Origin of the sequence: Pseudomonas aylmerensis (assembly GCF_001702265.1) — a bacterium.
Classification (GTDB): domain Bacteria; phylum Pseudomonadota; class Gammaproteobacteria; order Pseudomonadales; family Pseudomonadaceae; genus Aquipseudomonas; species Aquipseudomonas aylmerensis.
Genome location: NZ_MAUE01000005.1, coordinates 165,279 through 182,403, shown reverse-complemented (window position 1 = coordinate 182,403; position 17,125 = coordinate 165,279). Strand labels below are relative to the sequence as shown.

Genomic DNA, 17,125 nt, shown 5'->3' with positions numbered 1-17,125 from the left:
TGACGCAGGGCGCCGCAGCTTCACGTGGCACGCTTCAAACAGCAGGGATCCGCGGGCCTTTTAGCTTGTAGCTCGCAGCTTGAAACTTTTTTTTCTAATTCGTAAACCCGAAGAACCCGATGCCACCGTCTACAGTCATACCCGATACGAACACCCTAAGGAGCTTCCATGTCTCGTTTCACTCGCAGTGCAGCCATTTTCACCCTCAGCGCCAGCGCCCTGGCCAGCCTCCCGGCCCTGGCTGCCGATGAACTGCATTACAACCAGATTTCCCTGCGTGCCGAAGTCAGCCAGGAAGTGGCCCGCGACAAGATGATCGTCACCCTCTACACCGAGTCCCAGAACACCGACCCGGCCAAGCTCGCCGCCGAAATCACCACCACCCTGAACAAGGCCCTGGGCGAGGCGCGCGAAGTCAAAGGCGTGACCTTGCGCCAGGGCAGCCGCAATAGCTACCCGATCTACGACAACAAGAACCAGAAGATCACCGGCTGGCGTGAGCGCGCTGAACTGCGCCTGGAAAGCGCGGACTTCCCGGCACTGTCGAAACTCACCGGCGAGTTGCTCAACACCCTGAAAATGGAAAACATGGACTTCGCCATCGCCGACGCCACGCGCAAGGCCAGCGAAGACGCGCTGCTCAAGGACGCGGTTGCCGCCTTCAAAGCCCGCGCACAACTGGCCACCGACGCGCTGGGCGGCAAGGGTTACAAGATCGTCAACTTGAACTTCAACACCAATGGCTACCCACAACCTTATGCCCGTGGCGGGATGATGATGAAGGCGGCCATGGCCGATTCGGCACCGACGCCGGAAGTAGAAGCCGGTACCAGCCAGGTCAGCATGAGCGCTGACGGGGTGATCGAAGTCTTGCAATAACCACGACCTGGACAAAACAAAGGCGCAGCCCTCACGGGTTTGCGCCTTTTTTTGCGATGTGTCCCCATGGACACGTCATATCCAGCGGCACATTCAATGGAATCAACCCACCGGTTTTCGTTACGCAAATAGTGCCAAGGCTAACAGGGAGTGCAGTGGCGGTACTTATTCACTTCACGAGAACTGAAAACCATGTACGCACCCTCCAGCAACACCGCTCCTCCTCGGCACCCCATCTCCCCTCTGTCAAACGAGCAGACAAAGACCAGCGAGACAGCCACCCCTGCGGCGCGACAGGGCAATCCTGGCCTATCGACATCCCCCCACGAAACAGCGTTGCTCAACGAATACCTGGCAGCGGTGCAGAGCAAAGCAGAGGGTAAAAAACCCGGGCTTATCAAAGTCCCCCGCGAGAGCAATCTCGGCCAGTGGCTCGAAGTCTATCGGGCGCAATTGCAGCATCCTGTGGTTCAAGGCTGGATGCGTGGCCAGAAGATCGACCCGACCACCCTTATCGCCGTCAATCCGCGCACAGGCACTCTGACAGCCGCCGCGGACGGCAAGATGAAAACGTTCACCCTCACGGACAACTCCGGTTGGGGTCAAGTCAGCCGCCCGCTGCTTGAAGCGGCCAAAGTCATTGCGCCAGGAACTGTAGAGAAATTGCAGATGCGCTTTGGCGACGACTTCATCCAAGTGCGCGCAGGGTTGGTTGCCAACTTCCAGGGTGAACGCCTTCCAACATCACTGACCGAGGGCAGGTCACAAATCAGGCGCCTGGAGCACAACCAAGCCTTCGACCCCCTCTCGCCTGAGGATCCCGTACGCCCGGCGAACCAGCGCTCGGCGCAAGCGCTTGAACAGCTCAAGCTGCGTGCCGAAACCTTTTACGCCCAGGCGCCCCAGGCGTTGGCCTACAAACACCTGGCAGTGGAAGTTGCCGAGACATTGCCAAATGTGCGCGCCCAAGCAAAACAATGGGCGGAGTCGGTCATTTTCAAACTGACGGGCAAACACGTGGATGCCGACACCCTTTATCTCAACCGTTTCAACAGTTCGCAAAGCGCATCAACGGCTACCGGCTGGGAGCATATGGGCGAGGAGCCAACCGCCTCCCTGCGCCTGCCGGATGCACTGCTGAAGAACTTCTCTGAAAACGACTGGGTCCCCGGCAATCTGGACTCGGAAGCCGGTTTATATATAGACGGGCCAGGTAAAAGTAGAACGGGTGGGTACGGTGCGCATAACCAATTCCCACTGGCTCCTTCGGTGTTGATGCATGCCAGTTGGAAAACCGACTTCCAATCGGTCATGACGCAGAAAATCGACGATTTCTGGAATACCCACGGCACCGATTACCAGACAGCAATCAAAGGCGAGTTCGCCTATCAGGCCCGAAAACAACTGAAGACGGTCGCCGCCAGGCCGGCGGCCGAGCAAACGCTACAAGCACCCGAGCATCGGTTCACGCGGGAAGACTACCGCTTGGTCATGGGCGCGGTCTCCAACCTTCCGCTTGACGAAAATGCACCGCTCAATGTCGAACAACTCAAGTCCCAGGCGCCTGTAAAAGGTGTAGTCCAGGCGCATGCCTTCAATATCAAGGGCTTCTTGTCCAACGATATTGTGCGGTTCAGTGCTGCCGACGGTGGCCGCCAGGTCCTCTACATACCGGGCTCGGAACCCGCCTTCCTGCGGTTCGACTCCCTGGAGAAACTGGATCAATGGGTAATCGACCAAGCCAAGGATCCGAAAAAACGCGAATCCTTGATGAAACATTTCCCACTGATCGCCCGCCAGGACCACGAGCCCGGGACGATTGAAAAACTGGCAGGCATTTTCATGCCCATAGTGTCGTTTACCAATGTGGCCAGAAAAACCGAAGGCTTGGACAGCACGTTCGAAAAGCTCGCCAGTGGAGAAGTGAAAGATCCGACGTTCGATGGTGACGGCTCGAATATTGAGGGTGACGTCTTCTCCGCTATCGCCACCGCGACTAAGGCGCGCATGACCAGTGACGCCGACGTAATGATCAAGTCCAACAGTGAAGTAACGCGGGACACCTGGCTTAACGACATTACCGTGGCAGCGGGTTTGCTGGCCAAGCTGGCACCCATCGCCGCCCCTGTGGCCGCCGCGGCGGTGGCTACCGGGTTGGCCGAGCTGGCACTTGGGGTGGAAAAACAAGCCTCGGGCGATACCCTGGCTGAACGCAATGACGGAGCATCAAAGGCATTCGATGGCTTGCTGAATATGTTGTTCTCGGTGGGCGCCAGTGGCTCGGTTGAAGACCCGATTGTGCCCCCTGAAGAAAGCCCCATCACGCCCACCCCGAACGAGCCGCCGCGGGTGGAAAGCCCACAAACCGTGTCGGCTCCCAACCGCCTGCAGCCCAGCCAAGCGGGCAACCTCAATCAATACGCGGTACCGAACGGCGAGCAACTCATCGAAACGGCTGTACGTAACACGAAGGGTATCTACCAGGTTAAAGAGGCAACCACCGGACTGGACCAGTGGTTTATTCGCTACACCGACGAAAAGGGTATTCGCCAGGTATTTGAGATAAAAAGCGATTTCAAACTGAGCAATGATTATGTGCAGATTATTGAACCTGGCACCGGCAAGCCGGTAATGACAGTACACACTGACGGAAACGGTGAATGGGCCCGCATCAAAACCGATGGCGGCATGAAGTGGCCGTGGCAACGTGCACCTTCACCAACGCCCAGCAACGATCTCAAGGCAGAGCCCAGGCTTTCCGATGGCTTCGAAATTCTCGGCGACGCCAAAACCAGTGGGGCCGACAAGTTTGATGAGATCTTTAAATACAACCGCAACACCGCCTACCAACAAGGGGTGAGCAACTTTGAAGAGGACGGTATTTTCAAAAGAAAGCTCACGGTTTCCTGGACTGTCGAGGAAGAGAACTTCGAAGTTTTTCCCAGTGAAAAGGCGCAACCCAATGAGTATGGCTCAACTGACTATTCGCCAAACTTTTTAAAAGATTTGAACCGTGACCGTTATTCCGTGCGGATCAAGCAACCCGACGGGTACACCACGGTGGAACTGGATGCCACGGGAAGCGCCGACGGAGCAACATTGCGTATGCGCCTGCAGCAGTTTGAGCAAGCAGTTCCGGATGCGAACATGCGCGCGCGCATCTCCGAAGTTGCTCATCAGGGCAGTGTCGCCCCGACATCGGTGGAGCTGAAAATAAATCAACTGCAAGATCACGTGGGGTTCAAAGGCAAGGACACCCACTACGTCATCACCTATGACCCTGCCACCAATGAGGCCCAGGTCAGCTTCGACGCTCAAATGACACTGCTTGATCTGGACAAGGATGCCGCCCCAATTCCCAACACAGCCGCCGCCACCGAACGAACTTTCCACATTCGAGAAAGCAACGATCTGGAACAAGAGGCCAATCCATACGTCATCGATACCAGCGCGCCCTTTACCTTGAGGACGTCGATTATCACCGACCATCAATAGCCCTGCCGCTACCTGAAAAACCAGAACGGCGGTAACCTCGGTTACCGCCGTTTTCGTTAGGACAGCGTTAGTTTCCTGCCACTTCAGGGGTCTCCATGGAAAGAATTGCTTTCAAACCGCTCCTCCTTGCCGCAGGCCTGCTGGCCTTTATGCCGATGGCCCACGCGGCCAGCACCCTGGTCTATTGCTCCGAAGCCAGCCCCGCCGGCTTCGATCCCAGCCAGTACACCAGCGGCACCGATTTCGATGCCTCTGCCGAAACTGTGTTCAACCGTTTGACCCAGTTCAAGCGTGGCGGCACCGAAGTCGAACCTGGCCTGGCGACGAGCTGGGATATCTCCAAAGACGGCCTGACCTACACCTTCCACCTGCGCGATGGCGTCAAGTTCCACACCACCGACTTCTTCACCCCTACCCGCGACTTCAATGCGGATGACGTGCTGTTTACCTTCAACCGCCTGCTGGATGCCGACAGTCCGTTCCGCAAGGCCTACCCCTCCGAGTCGCCGTATTTCACCGACATGGGGTTGAACACCACGATCAAAAACGTCGAAAAACTCGACGAACACACCGTGCGCTTCAACCTCAACAACGTGGATGCCTCGTTCGTGCAGAACCTGGCGATGAGTTTTGCTTCGGTGCAGTCCGCCGAATATGCCGCCCAACTGCTGAAACAAGGCAAAGCCGAAGACATCAACCAGAAGCCCGTGGGCACCGGGCCGTTCGTGTTCAAGCGCTACCAGAAAGACTCGCAGATTCGCTACGTGGCGAATAAACAGTACTGGAAGCCCGAGGATGTGAAGCTCGACAACCTGGTGTTCGCCATCACCCCGGACGCCGCCTCGCGCCTGCAGAAGCTCAAGGCCGGTGAGTGCCAGGTCAGCGGTTACCCGCGCCCTGCCGACATCGACGTGATGAAACAGGACCCCAACCTGCGCGTGCTGCAGCAAGCCGGTTTCAACCTGGGCTTCCTGGCCTACAACGTGACCCACCCGCCGCTGGACCAGCTCAAGGTGCGCCAGGCTCTGGATATGGCCATCGACAAGCCGGCGATCATCAAGGCCGTGTACCAGAGCGCCGGGCAATTGGCGCAGAACGCGTTGCCTCCGGCGCAGTGGTCTTATGACCCGAACATCAAGGATGCGCCCTACGATCCGACCAAGGCGCGGGCGCTACTAAAAGAAGCAGGGGTTGCACCGGGTACGACCATCAACTTGTGGGCGATGACGGTCCAGCGTGCCTCCAATCCGAATGCGCGCATGTCGGCGCAGATGATTCAGCAGGATTGGGAAAAGGTCGGCATCAAGGCCAATATCGTCAGCTATGAGTGGGGCGAATACATCAAGCGCGCCAAAAATGGCGAGCACGACGCGATGATTTATGGCTGGACGGGCGACAATGGTGACCCGGATAACTGGCTCGGCGTGCTCTACAGTTGTGCTGCGGTCAAGGGCAGCAACTACGCAAAATGGTGTAACCCGGCGTACGACAAACTGGTGCAGGAAGCGAAGGTCAGCAGCGACCGCGAGCAGCGCATCAAGTGGTATCAACAGGCGCAAAAAATACTTAAGGAACAAGTACCTATAACGCCTATTGCGAATTCGACGGTTTTCCAACCGCTGCGCAAGGAAGTGCGCGACTTCAAGATCAGCCCGTTCGGCCTGACGCCGTTCTACGGCGTGAGTCTAGATAAGTAACAGCAGCGCCCCAACCGAGTGCGCTAGACGCCTCGGTTGGGCTTTTTTGGTGCGCCTGTTGCACCGAAAAAACCCTCGAAATAGACGCAATTGTGTAGAAACTTTCATAATTGCGACATTCCTGTACGTTCGTACCACTGTTTCAGCCTCGCAACGGTTCAGCATCTTGCAATGGGTATGGCGCCTGCATAAGTATCCGCAGGCCGACTCACGAGGTCGCCCTCACCACCAAAAATGACAACAAATCATGAGGCCAACATGCTTAAACACGCAGTCCTTCCGTTATTAGTGAGCGCTGGCCTTATGGCCGCGGCCCCTTTCGCCCATGCGGCGACTAACCTGGTGTTCTGCTCCGAAGGGAGCCCGGCTGGTTTCGATCCAGGCCAGTACACCACCGGAACAGACTTCGATGCTTCGGCCGAAACCATGTTCAACCGCCTGACCCAGTTCGAACGCGGCGGCACCGCTGTGATTCCTGGGCTCGCCACCAGCTGGGACGTGTCCCCGGATGGCCTGACGTACACCTTCCACCTGCGCGACGGCGTCAAGTTCCACACCACCCCGTACTTCAAGCCGACCCGTACCTTCAATGCCGATGACGTGCTGTTCACGTTCAACCGCATGATCAACAAGGACGACCCGTTCCGCAAAGCCTACCCCACCGAGTTCCCGTACTTCACGGACATGGGGATGGACACCAACATCAAGAACATCGAGAAAGTCGATGACCACACCGTCAAGTTCACCCTTGGCACCGTGGACGCCGCTTTCATCCAGAACCTGGCCATGAGCTTCGCCTCGGTCCAGTCCGCCGAGTACGCAGCCCAACTGCTGAAGAACGGCACGCCGCAAGACATCAACCAGAAGCCGATCGGCACCGGTCCGTTCGTGTTCAAGAGCTACCAGAAAGACTCGAACATTCGCTACACCGGCAACAAGGACTACTGGAACCCTGCCGATGTGAAGATCGATAACCTGATCTTCGCCATCACCACCGACCCGTCGGTGCGTATCCAGAAGCTCAAGAAAAACGAATGCCAGATCACCTTGTTCCCGCGTCCGGCCGACCTCAAGGCGCTGGGCGAAGACAAGGACCTGAAACTGCCGCACCAGGCCGGTTTCAACCTGGGCTACATCGCCTACAACGTCATGGACAAGGTCAAGGGCAGCGACCAGCCGAACCCACTGGCAGACCTGCGCGTGCGCCAGGCGCTGGACATGTCGGTGAACAAGCAGCAGATCATCGACTCCGTGTACCAGGGCGCGGGCCAACTGGCCGTCAACGCCATGCCGCCAACCCAGTGGTCGTATGACACCACCATCAAGGATGCCAAGTACGACCCTGAGAAAGCCAAGGCGCTGCTCAAGGAAGCGGGCATCAAGGAAGGTACCGAGATCGTGCTATGGGCCATGCCGGTCCAGCGTCCGTACAACCCGAACGCCAAGCTGATGGCTGAAATGCTGCAGAACGACTGGAAGAAGATCGGTCTGAACGTAAAAATCACCAGCTATGAGTGGGGCGAGTACATCAAGCGCTCCAAAGGCGGCGAGAACCAGGCCATGATCATTGGCTGGAGCGGTGACAATGGTGACCCGGACAACTGGCTGAACGTGCTGTTCGGCTGCGACTCCCTGGCCGGTAACAACTTCTCCAAATGGTGCGACAAGAAATTCGATGGCATCGTGAAAGAAGCCAAGGCTACCTCGGATGTCGCCAAACGCACCGAGCTGTACAAGCAGGCGCAACATATCCTCAAAGATGCAGTCCCGATGACACCTATCGCGCACTCGACGGTGTATCAACCCATGCGCACCACCGTGCAGGACTTCAAGATCAGCCCGTTTGGCTTGAACTCCTTCTACGGCGTGAGCGTAAGCGGCAAGTAAGGATCATTGACGGCGACGTTTCATAACGTCGCCGTTATTGCATCCGCCTGGACCGTAGGAAACAGACCACGTTCGCAGTCGTTGCCTCCTACAGCAACGCACTGCGATACGCAGCTCTTTTGCCTACAAGGTCAGTCCGATTTTGCGCATTTACTGCGAAGTCCGCGACCCATAACGTCGTAGGACAGCAGAGGCTGAAATCTGGGAAAGGCACTTGCTGTGTGTGGGATCAGTGATGTCTCCCTGGCCGCAAGGCCTGGGTGATTGCTCGCTGATGACAACTACAAACAAGGATCGGGATCGTCATGCGCCATACCACCGTTCTATCCGCAATTTTCGGCACCAGCCTGCTGGCTGTCGCCACGCTGGGCCAGGCCGCCGACAAGAAGAGCCTGGTGTTCTGCTCCGAAGGCAGCCCGGCAGGGTTTGACACTGCGCAATACACCACCGCCACCGACAACGATGCGGCCGAGCCGCTGTACAACCGCCTGGTTGAGTTTGAAAAGGGCGCGACTAATGTCGTACCTGGGCTGGCGACCAAGTGGGATATTTCCGAAGACGGCTTGACCTACACCTTCCACCTGCGTGAAGGGGTGAAATTCCACAGCAACAAGGAATTCAAGCCGACGCGCGATTTCAACGCGGACGACGTGCTGTTCACCTTCAACCGCATGCTTGACCCCGACCATCCGTTTCGCAAGGCCTACCCCACCGAGTTTCCGTACTTCAACGGGATGAGCCTGAACAAGAACATCGCCAAGGTCGAGAAAACCGGCCCGTACACCGTGGTGATGACGCTGAACACGGTCGATGCTGCCTTCGTGCAAAACATCGCCATGAGCTTCGCCTCGATCCTGTCGGCCGAATACGCCGACCAGTTGCTCAAGGCCGGCAAACCCAGCGACATCAACCAGAAGCCGATCGGCACCGGACCGTTCGTGTTCCAGCGCTACCAGAAAGATTCGCAGATCCGTTATGCCGGCAACAAACAGTACTGGGACCCGAGCAAGGTCAAGCTCGATCAGTTGATCTTCGCCATCAACACCGACGCATCGGTGCGCGTGCAGAAGCTCAAGGCCGGCGAATGCCAGGTCACCCTGCACCCGCGTCCGGCGGACGTGGAGGCCCTCAAGGCCGACCCGAACCTGCAACTGCTGACCAAGCCTGGCTTCAACCTCGGCTATATCGCCTACAACGTGCGCCATAAGCCGTTCGACCAGCTCGAAGTGCGCCAGGCGCTGGACATGGCGGTAAACAAGCAGAGCATCCTGAATGCCGTGTACCAGGGCGCGGGCCAATTGGCGGTCAACGCCATGCCGCCGACGCAGTGGTCCTACGACGACACCATCAAGGACGCCGCCTACAACCCGGAAAAGGCCAAGGAACTGCTCAAGGCTGCCGGTGTGAAGGAAGGCACCGAAATCACCCTGTGGGCGATGCCGGTGCAACGGCCGTACAACCCCAACGCCAAGCTGATGGCCGAGATGCTGCAAAGCGACTGGGCCAAGATCGGCCTCAAGGTCAAGATCGTCAGCTACGAATGGGGCGAATACATCAAGCGCACCAAGAACGGTGAGCACGATATCAGCCTGATCGGCTGGACCGGCGACAACGGTGACCCGGACAACTGGCTGGGTACCCTCTACAGCTGCGACGCCATCGGCGGGAACAACTACTCCATGTGGTGTGACCCGGCGTACGACAAGCTGATCAAGCAAGCCAAGGTCGTCACCGACCGAGAACAAAGGACTGTTCTGTACAAACAGGCGCAGCAACTGCTCAAGCAGCAGGTGCCGATCACGCCGGTCGCCCACTCGACGGTCAACCAGCCGTTAAGCGCCAAAGTCGAAGATTTCAAAGTGAGCCCCTTCGGCCGCAACGTGTTCTCGGGCGTCAGTATCAACCCATAAAAAAATAACCGGATGCAGGGGAGCGAAACTCGCTCTCCGGCAAACGTGCAGCCTTTTGTTGGGAATTTTCCTACGGCAAACGTTTGCAATAGCTTGAACGAGTTACACACCCAATAGCCGGATCACCAAAAAAGACCGGCATAAAAAAGAGAACCAAAGGAGCTTCAACCAATGAAACTGAGCAGCAAAGCGCTTCTGGCCCTGGCCATCAGCAGCATCACGGCTACCGCCTTCGCTGAATCCGCCAGCCAGGAATTCGTCCCCACCACACTGGCCGGCACCAGCGCTCAAAGCGAGGCCAAAGGCTTTATCGAAGATTTCAGCCTGGGCGGCACCACGCGCAACTGGTACTCCCACGAAAGCAAATACCGTGGCGGCACCTTCGAATACAAGAAGAACGGTGTAACCCGTACCGACCGTAACCGTACCAACTGGGTACAGGGCACCATCATCAACGGCAGCTCGGGCTTCACCCAAGGCACCGTAGGCGTCAAGACCGAATTGGCGGTCTACAACGCGCTGGTCCTGGACCGTAACAAGCGTGACATCAAGGGTGGTTCCAACCGTACCCTGGCTGACTCCGACGGTGATGCAGTAGGCCAGTGGAGCAAACTGGGCCTGGCCAACGTGCAGTTCCGCGTATCGAACACCACGTTGACCGCCGGTCGTCAGAACTTCAGCAGCGGCATCGTCGACACCATCGGCAACCGTGCACTGCCATCGAGCTTCGAAGGTGTGAGCTTCAACAGCGAAGAATTCAGCAACCTGTCGTTCCAGGGCGGCGTGTTTGACCGCGTTTCGCCACGTACCGAACAGAGCCTGTCGAAATTCCGTACCGAATACGGCAATGGCGCGGAGACCGATAAGGTGTCCACACTGGGCCTGAACTACCAGCCGCTGAAAAGCCTGAAAGTCAGCGTCTTCGGCGCTAACGTGAAGGACTTCTGGAACCAGTACTACTTCGGCGCAACCCACGAGCTGGGCGATGCACAGCAACTGGCGCTGACCACCGGTTTCAACTACTACAAAACCGTCGATGAAGGCAAAAAAGAGATGGGGAAAATCGACAACGATACCTTCTCCCTGTCCCTGGGCCTGGCTCACCAGGCTCACAGCCTGACCTTCTCCTACCAGCAAGTGAACGGTAACGAGTACTTCGATTACCTGCACGAAACCAACGGTATCTACCTCGCCAACTCCCTGACCTCTGACTTCAACGGTCCGAACGAGAAATCCTTCCAGATCGCCTACGGCATCAACATGGCCGAATACGGCGTGCCAGGCCTGAAGTTCAACGCCTACTCGGCGCGCGGCTGGGACATCGACGGCACTCACTACACCGGCAACAACGGCCGGGCCAAGTTCGCCTACGACGGCATCCAGAAACAAGACGGCGAAAAACACCAGGAATACGGTGTAGGCGCTTCTTACGCCATCCAGAGCGGCGCTCTCAAGGCCACCACCGTGCGCGCAACCTACGTTGAGCACCGTGGCAGCGAGTTCCAATCCGACGGCAGCATCAAAGAATTCCGCCTGGTCACCACCATCCCGTTCAACATTCTTTAATTAGCACCAGGTAAACGGCGGGCTCAGGACGAGCCTGCCGTCTACGCTTGTCTGGTCCCATCGATTGCAGAGGGCTCTGAATGAAAATGCTCCCGCTACAAGCCGCCATTGCCGCTGCGCTGTTGAGCGTGGCGATCGGCGTTTCGGCCAAACCGCTGGTAGTCTGCACCGAAGCCAGCCCGGAAGGCTTCGACCCGGTCCTGTACACCACGGCCGTCACCGCTGATGCCGCCGCTGAAACCCTGTTCAACCGCCTGGTGGACTTCAAGCCCGGCACCACCGAAGTGATCCCCGCGCTGGCCAAAGACCTGCCGCAGATCAGCGCCGATGGCCTGACCTACACCTTTCACCTGCGTGACGACATCAAGTTCCACACCACCGACTACTTCAAACCCACGCGCAACATGAACGCCGACGACGTGCTCTGGAGCTTCCAGCGCCAGCTGGACCCGAATCACCCGTGGCATAACAAGTCCCTCGTGGGCTACCCGTACTTCGAAAGCATGGGCTTCAAGGAACTGCTCAAGAGCGTGGAAAAGACCGACGATCACACCGTCGTCTTCACCCTGACCCGCCCTGAGGCACCGTTCCTGGCCGACCTGGGCATGGCATTCTCTTCAATCCACTCGAAGGAATACGCCGACCAGTTGCTGAAATCCGGCAAGACCGAAGACCTCAACGCCAAGCCCATCGGCACGGGTCCGTTCATCTTCAACCGTTATCAGAAAGACGCCCAGGCGCGATTCAAGGCCAACCCGGACTACTTCCGCGGCAAACCAGCAGTCGACCCGCTGATCCTGGCGATCACCACCGATAACAACGTGCGCCTGCAGAAGCTCAAGGCCAACGAGTGCCAGATCGCGCTGTTCCCCAAGCCGGATGACATTCCAAGCATCAAGCAAGACCCGAACCTGAAAGTCGACGAACTGGCGGCGATGACCACCAGTTACACCGCGTTGAACACCACTCACAAATACATGAGCGATGCGCGGGTACGTCACGCGATCAACATCGCGTTCGACAAGACCGGCTATACCGAAGCCCTGTTCGGCAAAGGCAATGCGGTGGTCGGTACCGGCCCTTATCCGCCGACCTTGCTGGGTTTCAGCGACAAACTGAAGAACCCGCCCCGCGACCTGGACAAGGCCCGCGCCCTGCTCAAGGAAGCCGGCGTACCGGAAGGCACCGAGTTCACCCTGTTCACCCGTAACGGCGGCGGCCCGACCAACCCCAACCCGATGCTCGGCGCCCAGCGCATGCAGGCGGATCTGGCGCAGATTGGCCTGAAGATCAACATCAAAGTCATGGAATGGGGCGAGATGCTCAAGCGCGCCAAGAACGGCGAGCACGACATGGTTTCGGCTGGCTGGGTCGGTGACAACGGCGACCCGGACAATTTCCTGACCCCAAACCTGAGTTGCGATGCTGCGAAAAACGGCGAAAACTACGCCCGCTGGTGTAACAAAGAGTTTCAAGCCTTGATCGACAAGGCTCGCGCCATCGCTGAACCCGGCCAGCGCGCTGCACTCTATGAACAAGCACAGGACGTTTTCGAGAAGGACCAACCATGGCTTCCCATGGCTTACCCGAAACTGTTCACCGCCATGCGCAAGAACGTAGAAGGCTTCACCCAAAGCCCTCTGGGGACAAATAACTTCGCCACCACCCAGGTGAAGTAAATAAGAAAAACGCTCGGCGCCTTCGCTATTGAAGGCGTCGAACCTGCCTAACCGGCTGATTGAGGTACACAACAAGATGTTTAGTTTTATTGCCCGCCGACTGGGGTTACTGATCCCCACGTTTTTCGGCATCACGTTGCTGACGTTTGCGTTAATTCGCATGATCCCTGGCGACCCCGTAGAAGTCATGATGGGCGAACGCCGCGTCGATCCCGAGATGCACGCACAGGCAATGGAACGCCTTGGCCTTAACAAGCCGTTGTATGCGCAATACCTGGACTATGTCGGCAAGCTCGCCCAGGGCGACCTTGGCGAATCGCTGCGCACCCGCACCAGCGTGTGGACCGAGTTCACCGCGCTTTTCCCGGCGACCCTGGAACTGTCCATGGCCGCCCTGTTGTTCGCCGGCATCCTGGGCCTGCTGGCCGGGGTGATTGCGGCACTCAAGCGAGGATCCCTGTTCGACCATGGGGTGATGGGCATCTCCCTCGCGGGATATTCGATGCCGATCTTCTGGTGGGGCCTGATCCTGATCATGTTCTTCTCGGTAAGCCTGGGCTGGACCCCGGTATCCGGGCGTATCGACCTGCTCTACGACATCGAGCCGCGCACCGGCTTCATGCTGATCGACACCCTGCTGGCTGACGAGCCGGACGCGTTTTTCGACGCCCTGCACCACCTGATCCTGCCGGCCATCGTGCTGGGCACCATCCCGCTGGCGGTGATTGCGCGGATGACCCGTTCGTCGATGCTCGAAGTGCTGCGCGAAGACTACATCCGCACCGCCAAGGCCAAAGGCCTGTCGCCGGCGCGCGTGGTGTTCGTGCATGGCCTGCGTAACGCGCTGATCCCGGTACTGACCGTGGTCGGCCTGCAAGTCGGCACCCTGCTGGCCGGTGCGGTCCTGACCGAAACCATCTTCTCGTGGCCCGGCATCGGCAAATGGCTGATCGAAGCCATTGGCGCGCGGGACTACCCGGTGGTGCAGAACGGCATCCTGTTGATCGCCTGCCTGGTGATCCTGGTGAACTTCGTGGTGGATATCCTCTACGGCTTCGCCAACCCACGCATCCGTCACCAGCGCTGAGATCATGACCATGACCACACCTACTCAAGTGTCAGCAGTCGATCAGAGCCTGCTGTACCCGTCCCCGTACAAAGAATTCTGGCAAGCCTTTTCCAAGAACAAAGGCGCGGTTGCCGGCCTGCTGTTCATGTTGCTGATCGTGTTCTGCGCGATCTTCGCCCCCTGGGTCGCCCCGCATAACCCCAGCGAGCAATACCGTGACTTCCTGCTGACCCCGCCATCGTGGCTGGAAGGCGGGCAGATCCAATTCCTGCTCGGTACCGATGAACTGGGCCGTGACTTGCTTTCGCGCCTGATCCAGGGCTCACGCCTGTCCTTGCTGATCGGCCTGTCGTCGGTGGTGATGTCGCTGATCCCGGGGATTCTGCTGGGGCTGTTCGCCGGGTTCTTCCCGCGCTTGCTCGGCCCGACCATCATGCGCCTGATGGATATCATGCTGGCCCTGCCGTCGCTGCTGCTGGCGGTTGCCATCGTCGCGATCCTCGGCCCTGGCCTGATCAACACCGTGATCGCGATCGCCATCGTGTCGCTGCCGTCCTACGTCCGCCTGACCCGCGCTGCGGTGATGGGCGAGCTGAACCGTGACTACGTGACCGCCGCCCGCCTCGCCGGTGCCGGCCTGCCGCGCCTGATGTTCATCACCGTGCTGCCCAACTGCATGGCACCGCTGATCGTCCAGGCCACCCTGAGTTTCTCTTCGGCGATCCTCGATGCCGCGGCCCTGGGCTTCCTCGGCCTTGGCGTCCAACCGCCAACCCCTGAGTGGGGCACCATGCTGGCTTCGGCCCGTGACTACATCGAACGCGCCTGGTGGGTGGTGAGCTTGCCTGGTTTGACCATTTTGCTCAGCGTGCTGGCAATCAACTTGATGGGTGACGGCCTGCGCGACGCGCTGGACCCGAAACTCAAGAACGCCGCCTGAGGAGATTCCCATGTCACTGTTAGAAATCAAGAATCTCAACGTGCGCTTCGGCGACAAGACCGCCGTACCGGTGGTCGATGGCCTCGACATTTCCGTCGACAAAGGCGAAGTACTGGCAATCGTTGGCGAGTCGGGCTCGGGTAAATCCGTGACCATGATGGCGCTGATGGGCCTGATCGAGCACCCCGGCATCGTCACCGCCGACGCGCTGAACTTCGACGGCAAGGACATGCTCAAGCTGAGCAACCGCCAGCGCCGCCAGATCGTCGGCAAGGACCTGGCAATGGTGTTCCAGGACCCGATGACCGCGCTGAATCCCAGCTACACCGTGGGTTTCCAGATTGAAGAAGTACTGCGCCTGCACCTGAAGATGTCCGGCAAGCAAGCGCGCAAGCGGGCCATCGAGCTGCTCGAAAAGGTTGAAATCCCAGGCGCTGCCAGCCGTATGGATGCCTACCCGCACCAACTGTCCGGCGGTATGAGCCAGCGTGTGGCCATCGCGATGGCAATTGCCGGCGAGCCGAAACTGCTGATCGCGGATGAGCCGACCACCGCCTTGGACGTCACCATTCAAGCGCAGATCATGGACCTGCTGCTGGCCCTGCAGAAAGAGCAGAACATGGGCCTGGTGCTGATCACCCACGACCTCGCGGTCGTGGCCGAAACCGCCCAGCGCGTGTGCGTGATGTACGCCGGCCAGGCCGTGGAAGTCGGCCAGGTGCCGCAACTGTTCGACATTCCGGCGCATCCGTACAGCGAAGCGCTGCTCAAGGCGATCCCCGAGCACAGCCTCGGCGCCACGCGCCTGGCCACGCTGCCGGGTATCGTGCCCGGCCGCTATGACCGTCCGCAGGGTTGCCTGCTGTCGCCACGCTGCCCGTATGTGCAGGAAAGCTGCCGCCAGACCCGCCCGGGCCTGGACCCTAAATCCAACAGCCTTGCACGCTGCTTCTACCCCTTGAACCAGGAGGTGGCGTAATGGCCGTCGTTCTTACCGCCCGCGACCTGACCCGTCACTACGAAGTGTCCCGTGGCCTGTTCAAGGGCCACGCCACCGTGCGTGCCCTCAATGGTGTGTCCTTCGAGCTGGAAGCCGGCAAGACCCTCGCCGTGGTAGGCGAGTCGGGTTGCGGCAAGTCCACCCTGGCCCGTGCACTCACGCTGATTGAAGAGCCGTCGTCGGGCTCGTTGAAAATCGCAGGCCAGGAAGTCGCCGGTGCCGACAAAGCCCAGCGCAAGCAATTGCGCAAAGACGTGCAGATGGTGTTCCAGAGCCCGTACGCCTCGCTGAACCCTCGGCAGAAAGTCGGTGATCAACTCGGCGAGCCGTTGTTGATCAACACCAACCTGTCCGCTGCCGAACGCCGCGAGAAAGTGCAGGCGATGATGAAGCAGGTGGGCCTGCGCCCCGAGCATTACCAGCGCTACCCGCACATGTTCTCCGGTGGTCAGCGCCAGCGCATCGCCCTGGCCCGGGCGATGATGCTGCAGCCCAAGGTGCTGGTGGCGGACGAGCCGACCTCGGCACTCGACGTGTCGATCCAGGCCCAGGTGCTCAACCTGTTCATGGACCTGCAGCAGGAGTTCAACACTGCCTACGTGTTCATCTCCCACAACCTGGCGGTGGTGCAGCATGTGGCCGACGACGTGATGGTGATGTACCTCGGTCGCCCGGTGGAAGTGGGCCCCAAGGAAGATATCTACGCCCGCCCCTTGCACCCCTACACCCAGGCGCTGCTGTCGGCGACCCCGACGATTCACCCGGACCCGAACAAGCCGAAGATCAAGATCGTCGGCGAGCTGCCCAACCCGCTGAACCCGCCGCCGGGCTGCGCTTTCCACAAACGCTGCCCGTATGCGACCGCGCGATGCAGCACCGAAGAGCCGCAATTGCGGGCGCTGGATAACCGTCAGGTGGCCTGCCACTACGCGGAGCAATTCGTCGCCTGAAATCATCCGTGCCCTGCACGGAAATGATAAAGGCCCTGGGGGTTAGCCCAGGG

The 17,125-nt window shown here is 58.9% G+C and carries 11 protein-coding genes; all 11 read left to right on the top strand.

Features of this window, described 5'->3' with window-relative positions:
• Positions 1 to 168: 168 nt before the first annotated feature.
• The 11 genes from BBG20_RS04625 to BBG20_RS04575 all read left to right on the top strand — a co-directional run bounded on the left by BBG20_RS04625 (position 169) and on the right by BBG20_RS04575 (position 17,072).
• Positions 169 to 879, top strand: a complete 711-nt coding sequence (locus BBG20_RS04625; RefSeq protein WP_065900647.1) for an SIMPL domain-containing protein — start codon at positions 169 to 171, stop codon at positions 877 to 879.
• Between the two features lie 336 nt (positions 880 to 1,215).
• A complete protein-coding gene (locus tag BBG20_RS04620; protein WP_107338958.1) occupies positions 1,216 to 4,374 on the top strand; it encodes a dermonecrotic toxin domain-containing protein in 3,159 nt (1,052 codons plus the stop codon).
• Between the two features lie 95 nt (positions 4,375 to 4,469).
• A complete protein-coding gene (locus BBG20_RS04615; RefSeq protein WP_065900642.1) occupies positions 4,470 to 6,071 on the top strand; it encodes an ABC transporter substrate-binding protein in 1,602 nt (533 codons plus the stop codon).
• A gap of 258 nt (positions 6,072 to 6,329) precedes the next feature.
• A complete protein-coding gene (locus BBG20_RS04610; RefSeq protein ID WP_065900641.1) occupies positions 6,330 to 7,958 on the top strand; it encodes an ABC transporter substrate-binding protein in 1,629 nt (542 codons plus the stop codon).
• Between the two features lie 305 nt (positions 7,959 to 8,263).
• Positions 8,264 to 9,868, top strand: a complete 1,605-nt coding sequence (locus BBG20_RS04605) for an ABC transporter substrate-binding protein (RefSeq protein WP_065900636.1) — start codon at positions 8,264 to 8,266, stop codon at positions 9,866 to 9,868.
• Positions 9,869 to 10,039: 171 nt separating this feature from the next.
• Positions 10,040 to 11,434 (top strand): OprD family outer membrane porin, encoded by a 1,395-nt coding sequence (locus BBG20_RS04600; protein WP_065900634.1) that lies wholly within the window; start codon positions 10,040 to 10,042, stop codon positions 11,432 to 11,434.
• A gap of 80 nt (positions 11,435 to 11,514) precedes the next feature.
• Positions 11,515 to 13,113 carry an ABC transporter substrate-binding protein gene (locus BBG20_RS04595; RefSeq protein WP_065900633.1) on the top strand — a complete coding sequence of 533 codons (1,599 nt, stop codon included), beginning with the start codon at positions 11,515 to 11,517 and terminating at the stop codon, positions 13,111 to 13,113.
• 76 nt (positions 13,114 to 13,189) lie between these two features.
• Positions 13,190 to 14,200 carry an ABC transporter permease subunit gene (locus BBG20_RS04590; RefSeq protein WP_017739471.1) on the top strand — a complete coding sequence of 337 codons (1,011 nt, stop codon included), beginning with the start codon at positions 13,190 to 13,192 and terminating at the stop codon, positions 14,198 to 14,200.
• A 10-nt stretch (positions 14,201 to 14,210) separates the two neighbouring features.
• Positions 14,211 to 15,122: an ABC transporter permease subunit gene (locus BBG20_RS04585; protein ID WP_027604858.1), complete on the top strand. Its 912-nt coding sequence runs from the start codon at positions 14,211 to 14,213 to the stop codon at positions 15,120 to 15,122.
• A 10-nt stretch (positions 15,123 to 15,132) separates the two neighbouring features.
• A complete protein-coding gene (locus tag BBG20_RS04580) occupies positions 15,133 to 16,101 on the top strand; it encodes an ABC transporter ATP-binding protein (protein ID WP_024073411.1) in 969 nt (322 codons plus the stop codon).
• The gene (locus BBG20_RS04575) at positions 16,101 to 17,072 is read left to right on the top strand and encodes a peptide ABC transporter ATP-binding protein (RefSeq protein ID WP_025856265.1); all 972 of its coding nucleotides are present in this window, start codon (positions 16,101 to 16,103) and stop codon (positions 17,070 to 17,072) included. Before BBG20_RS04580 ends, BBG20_RS04575 begins: the two co-directional genes overlap by 1 nt.
• Positions 17,073 to 17,125 lie beyond the last annotated feature (53 nt).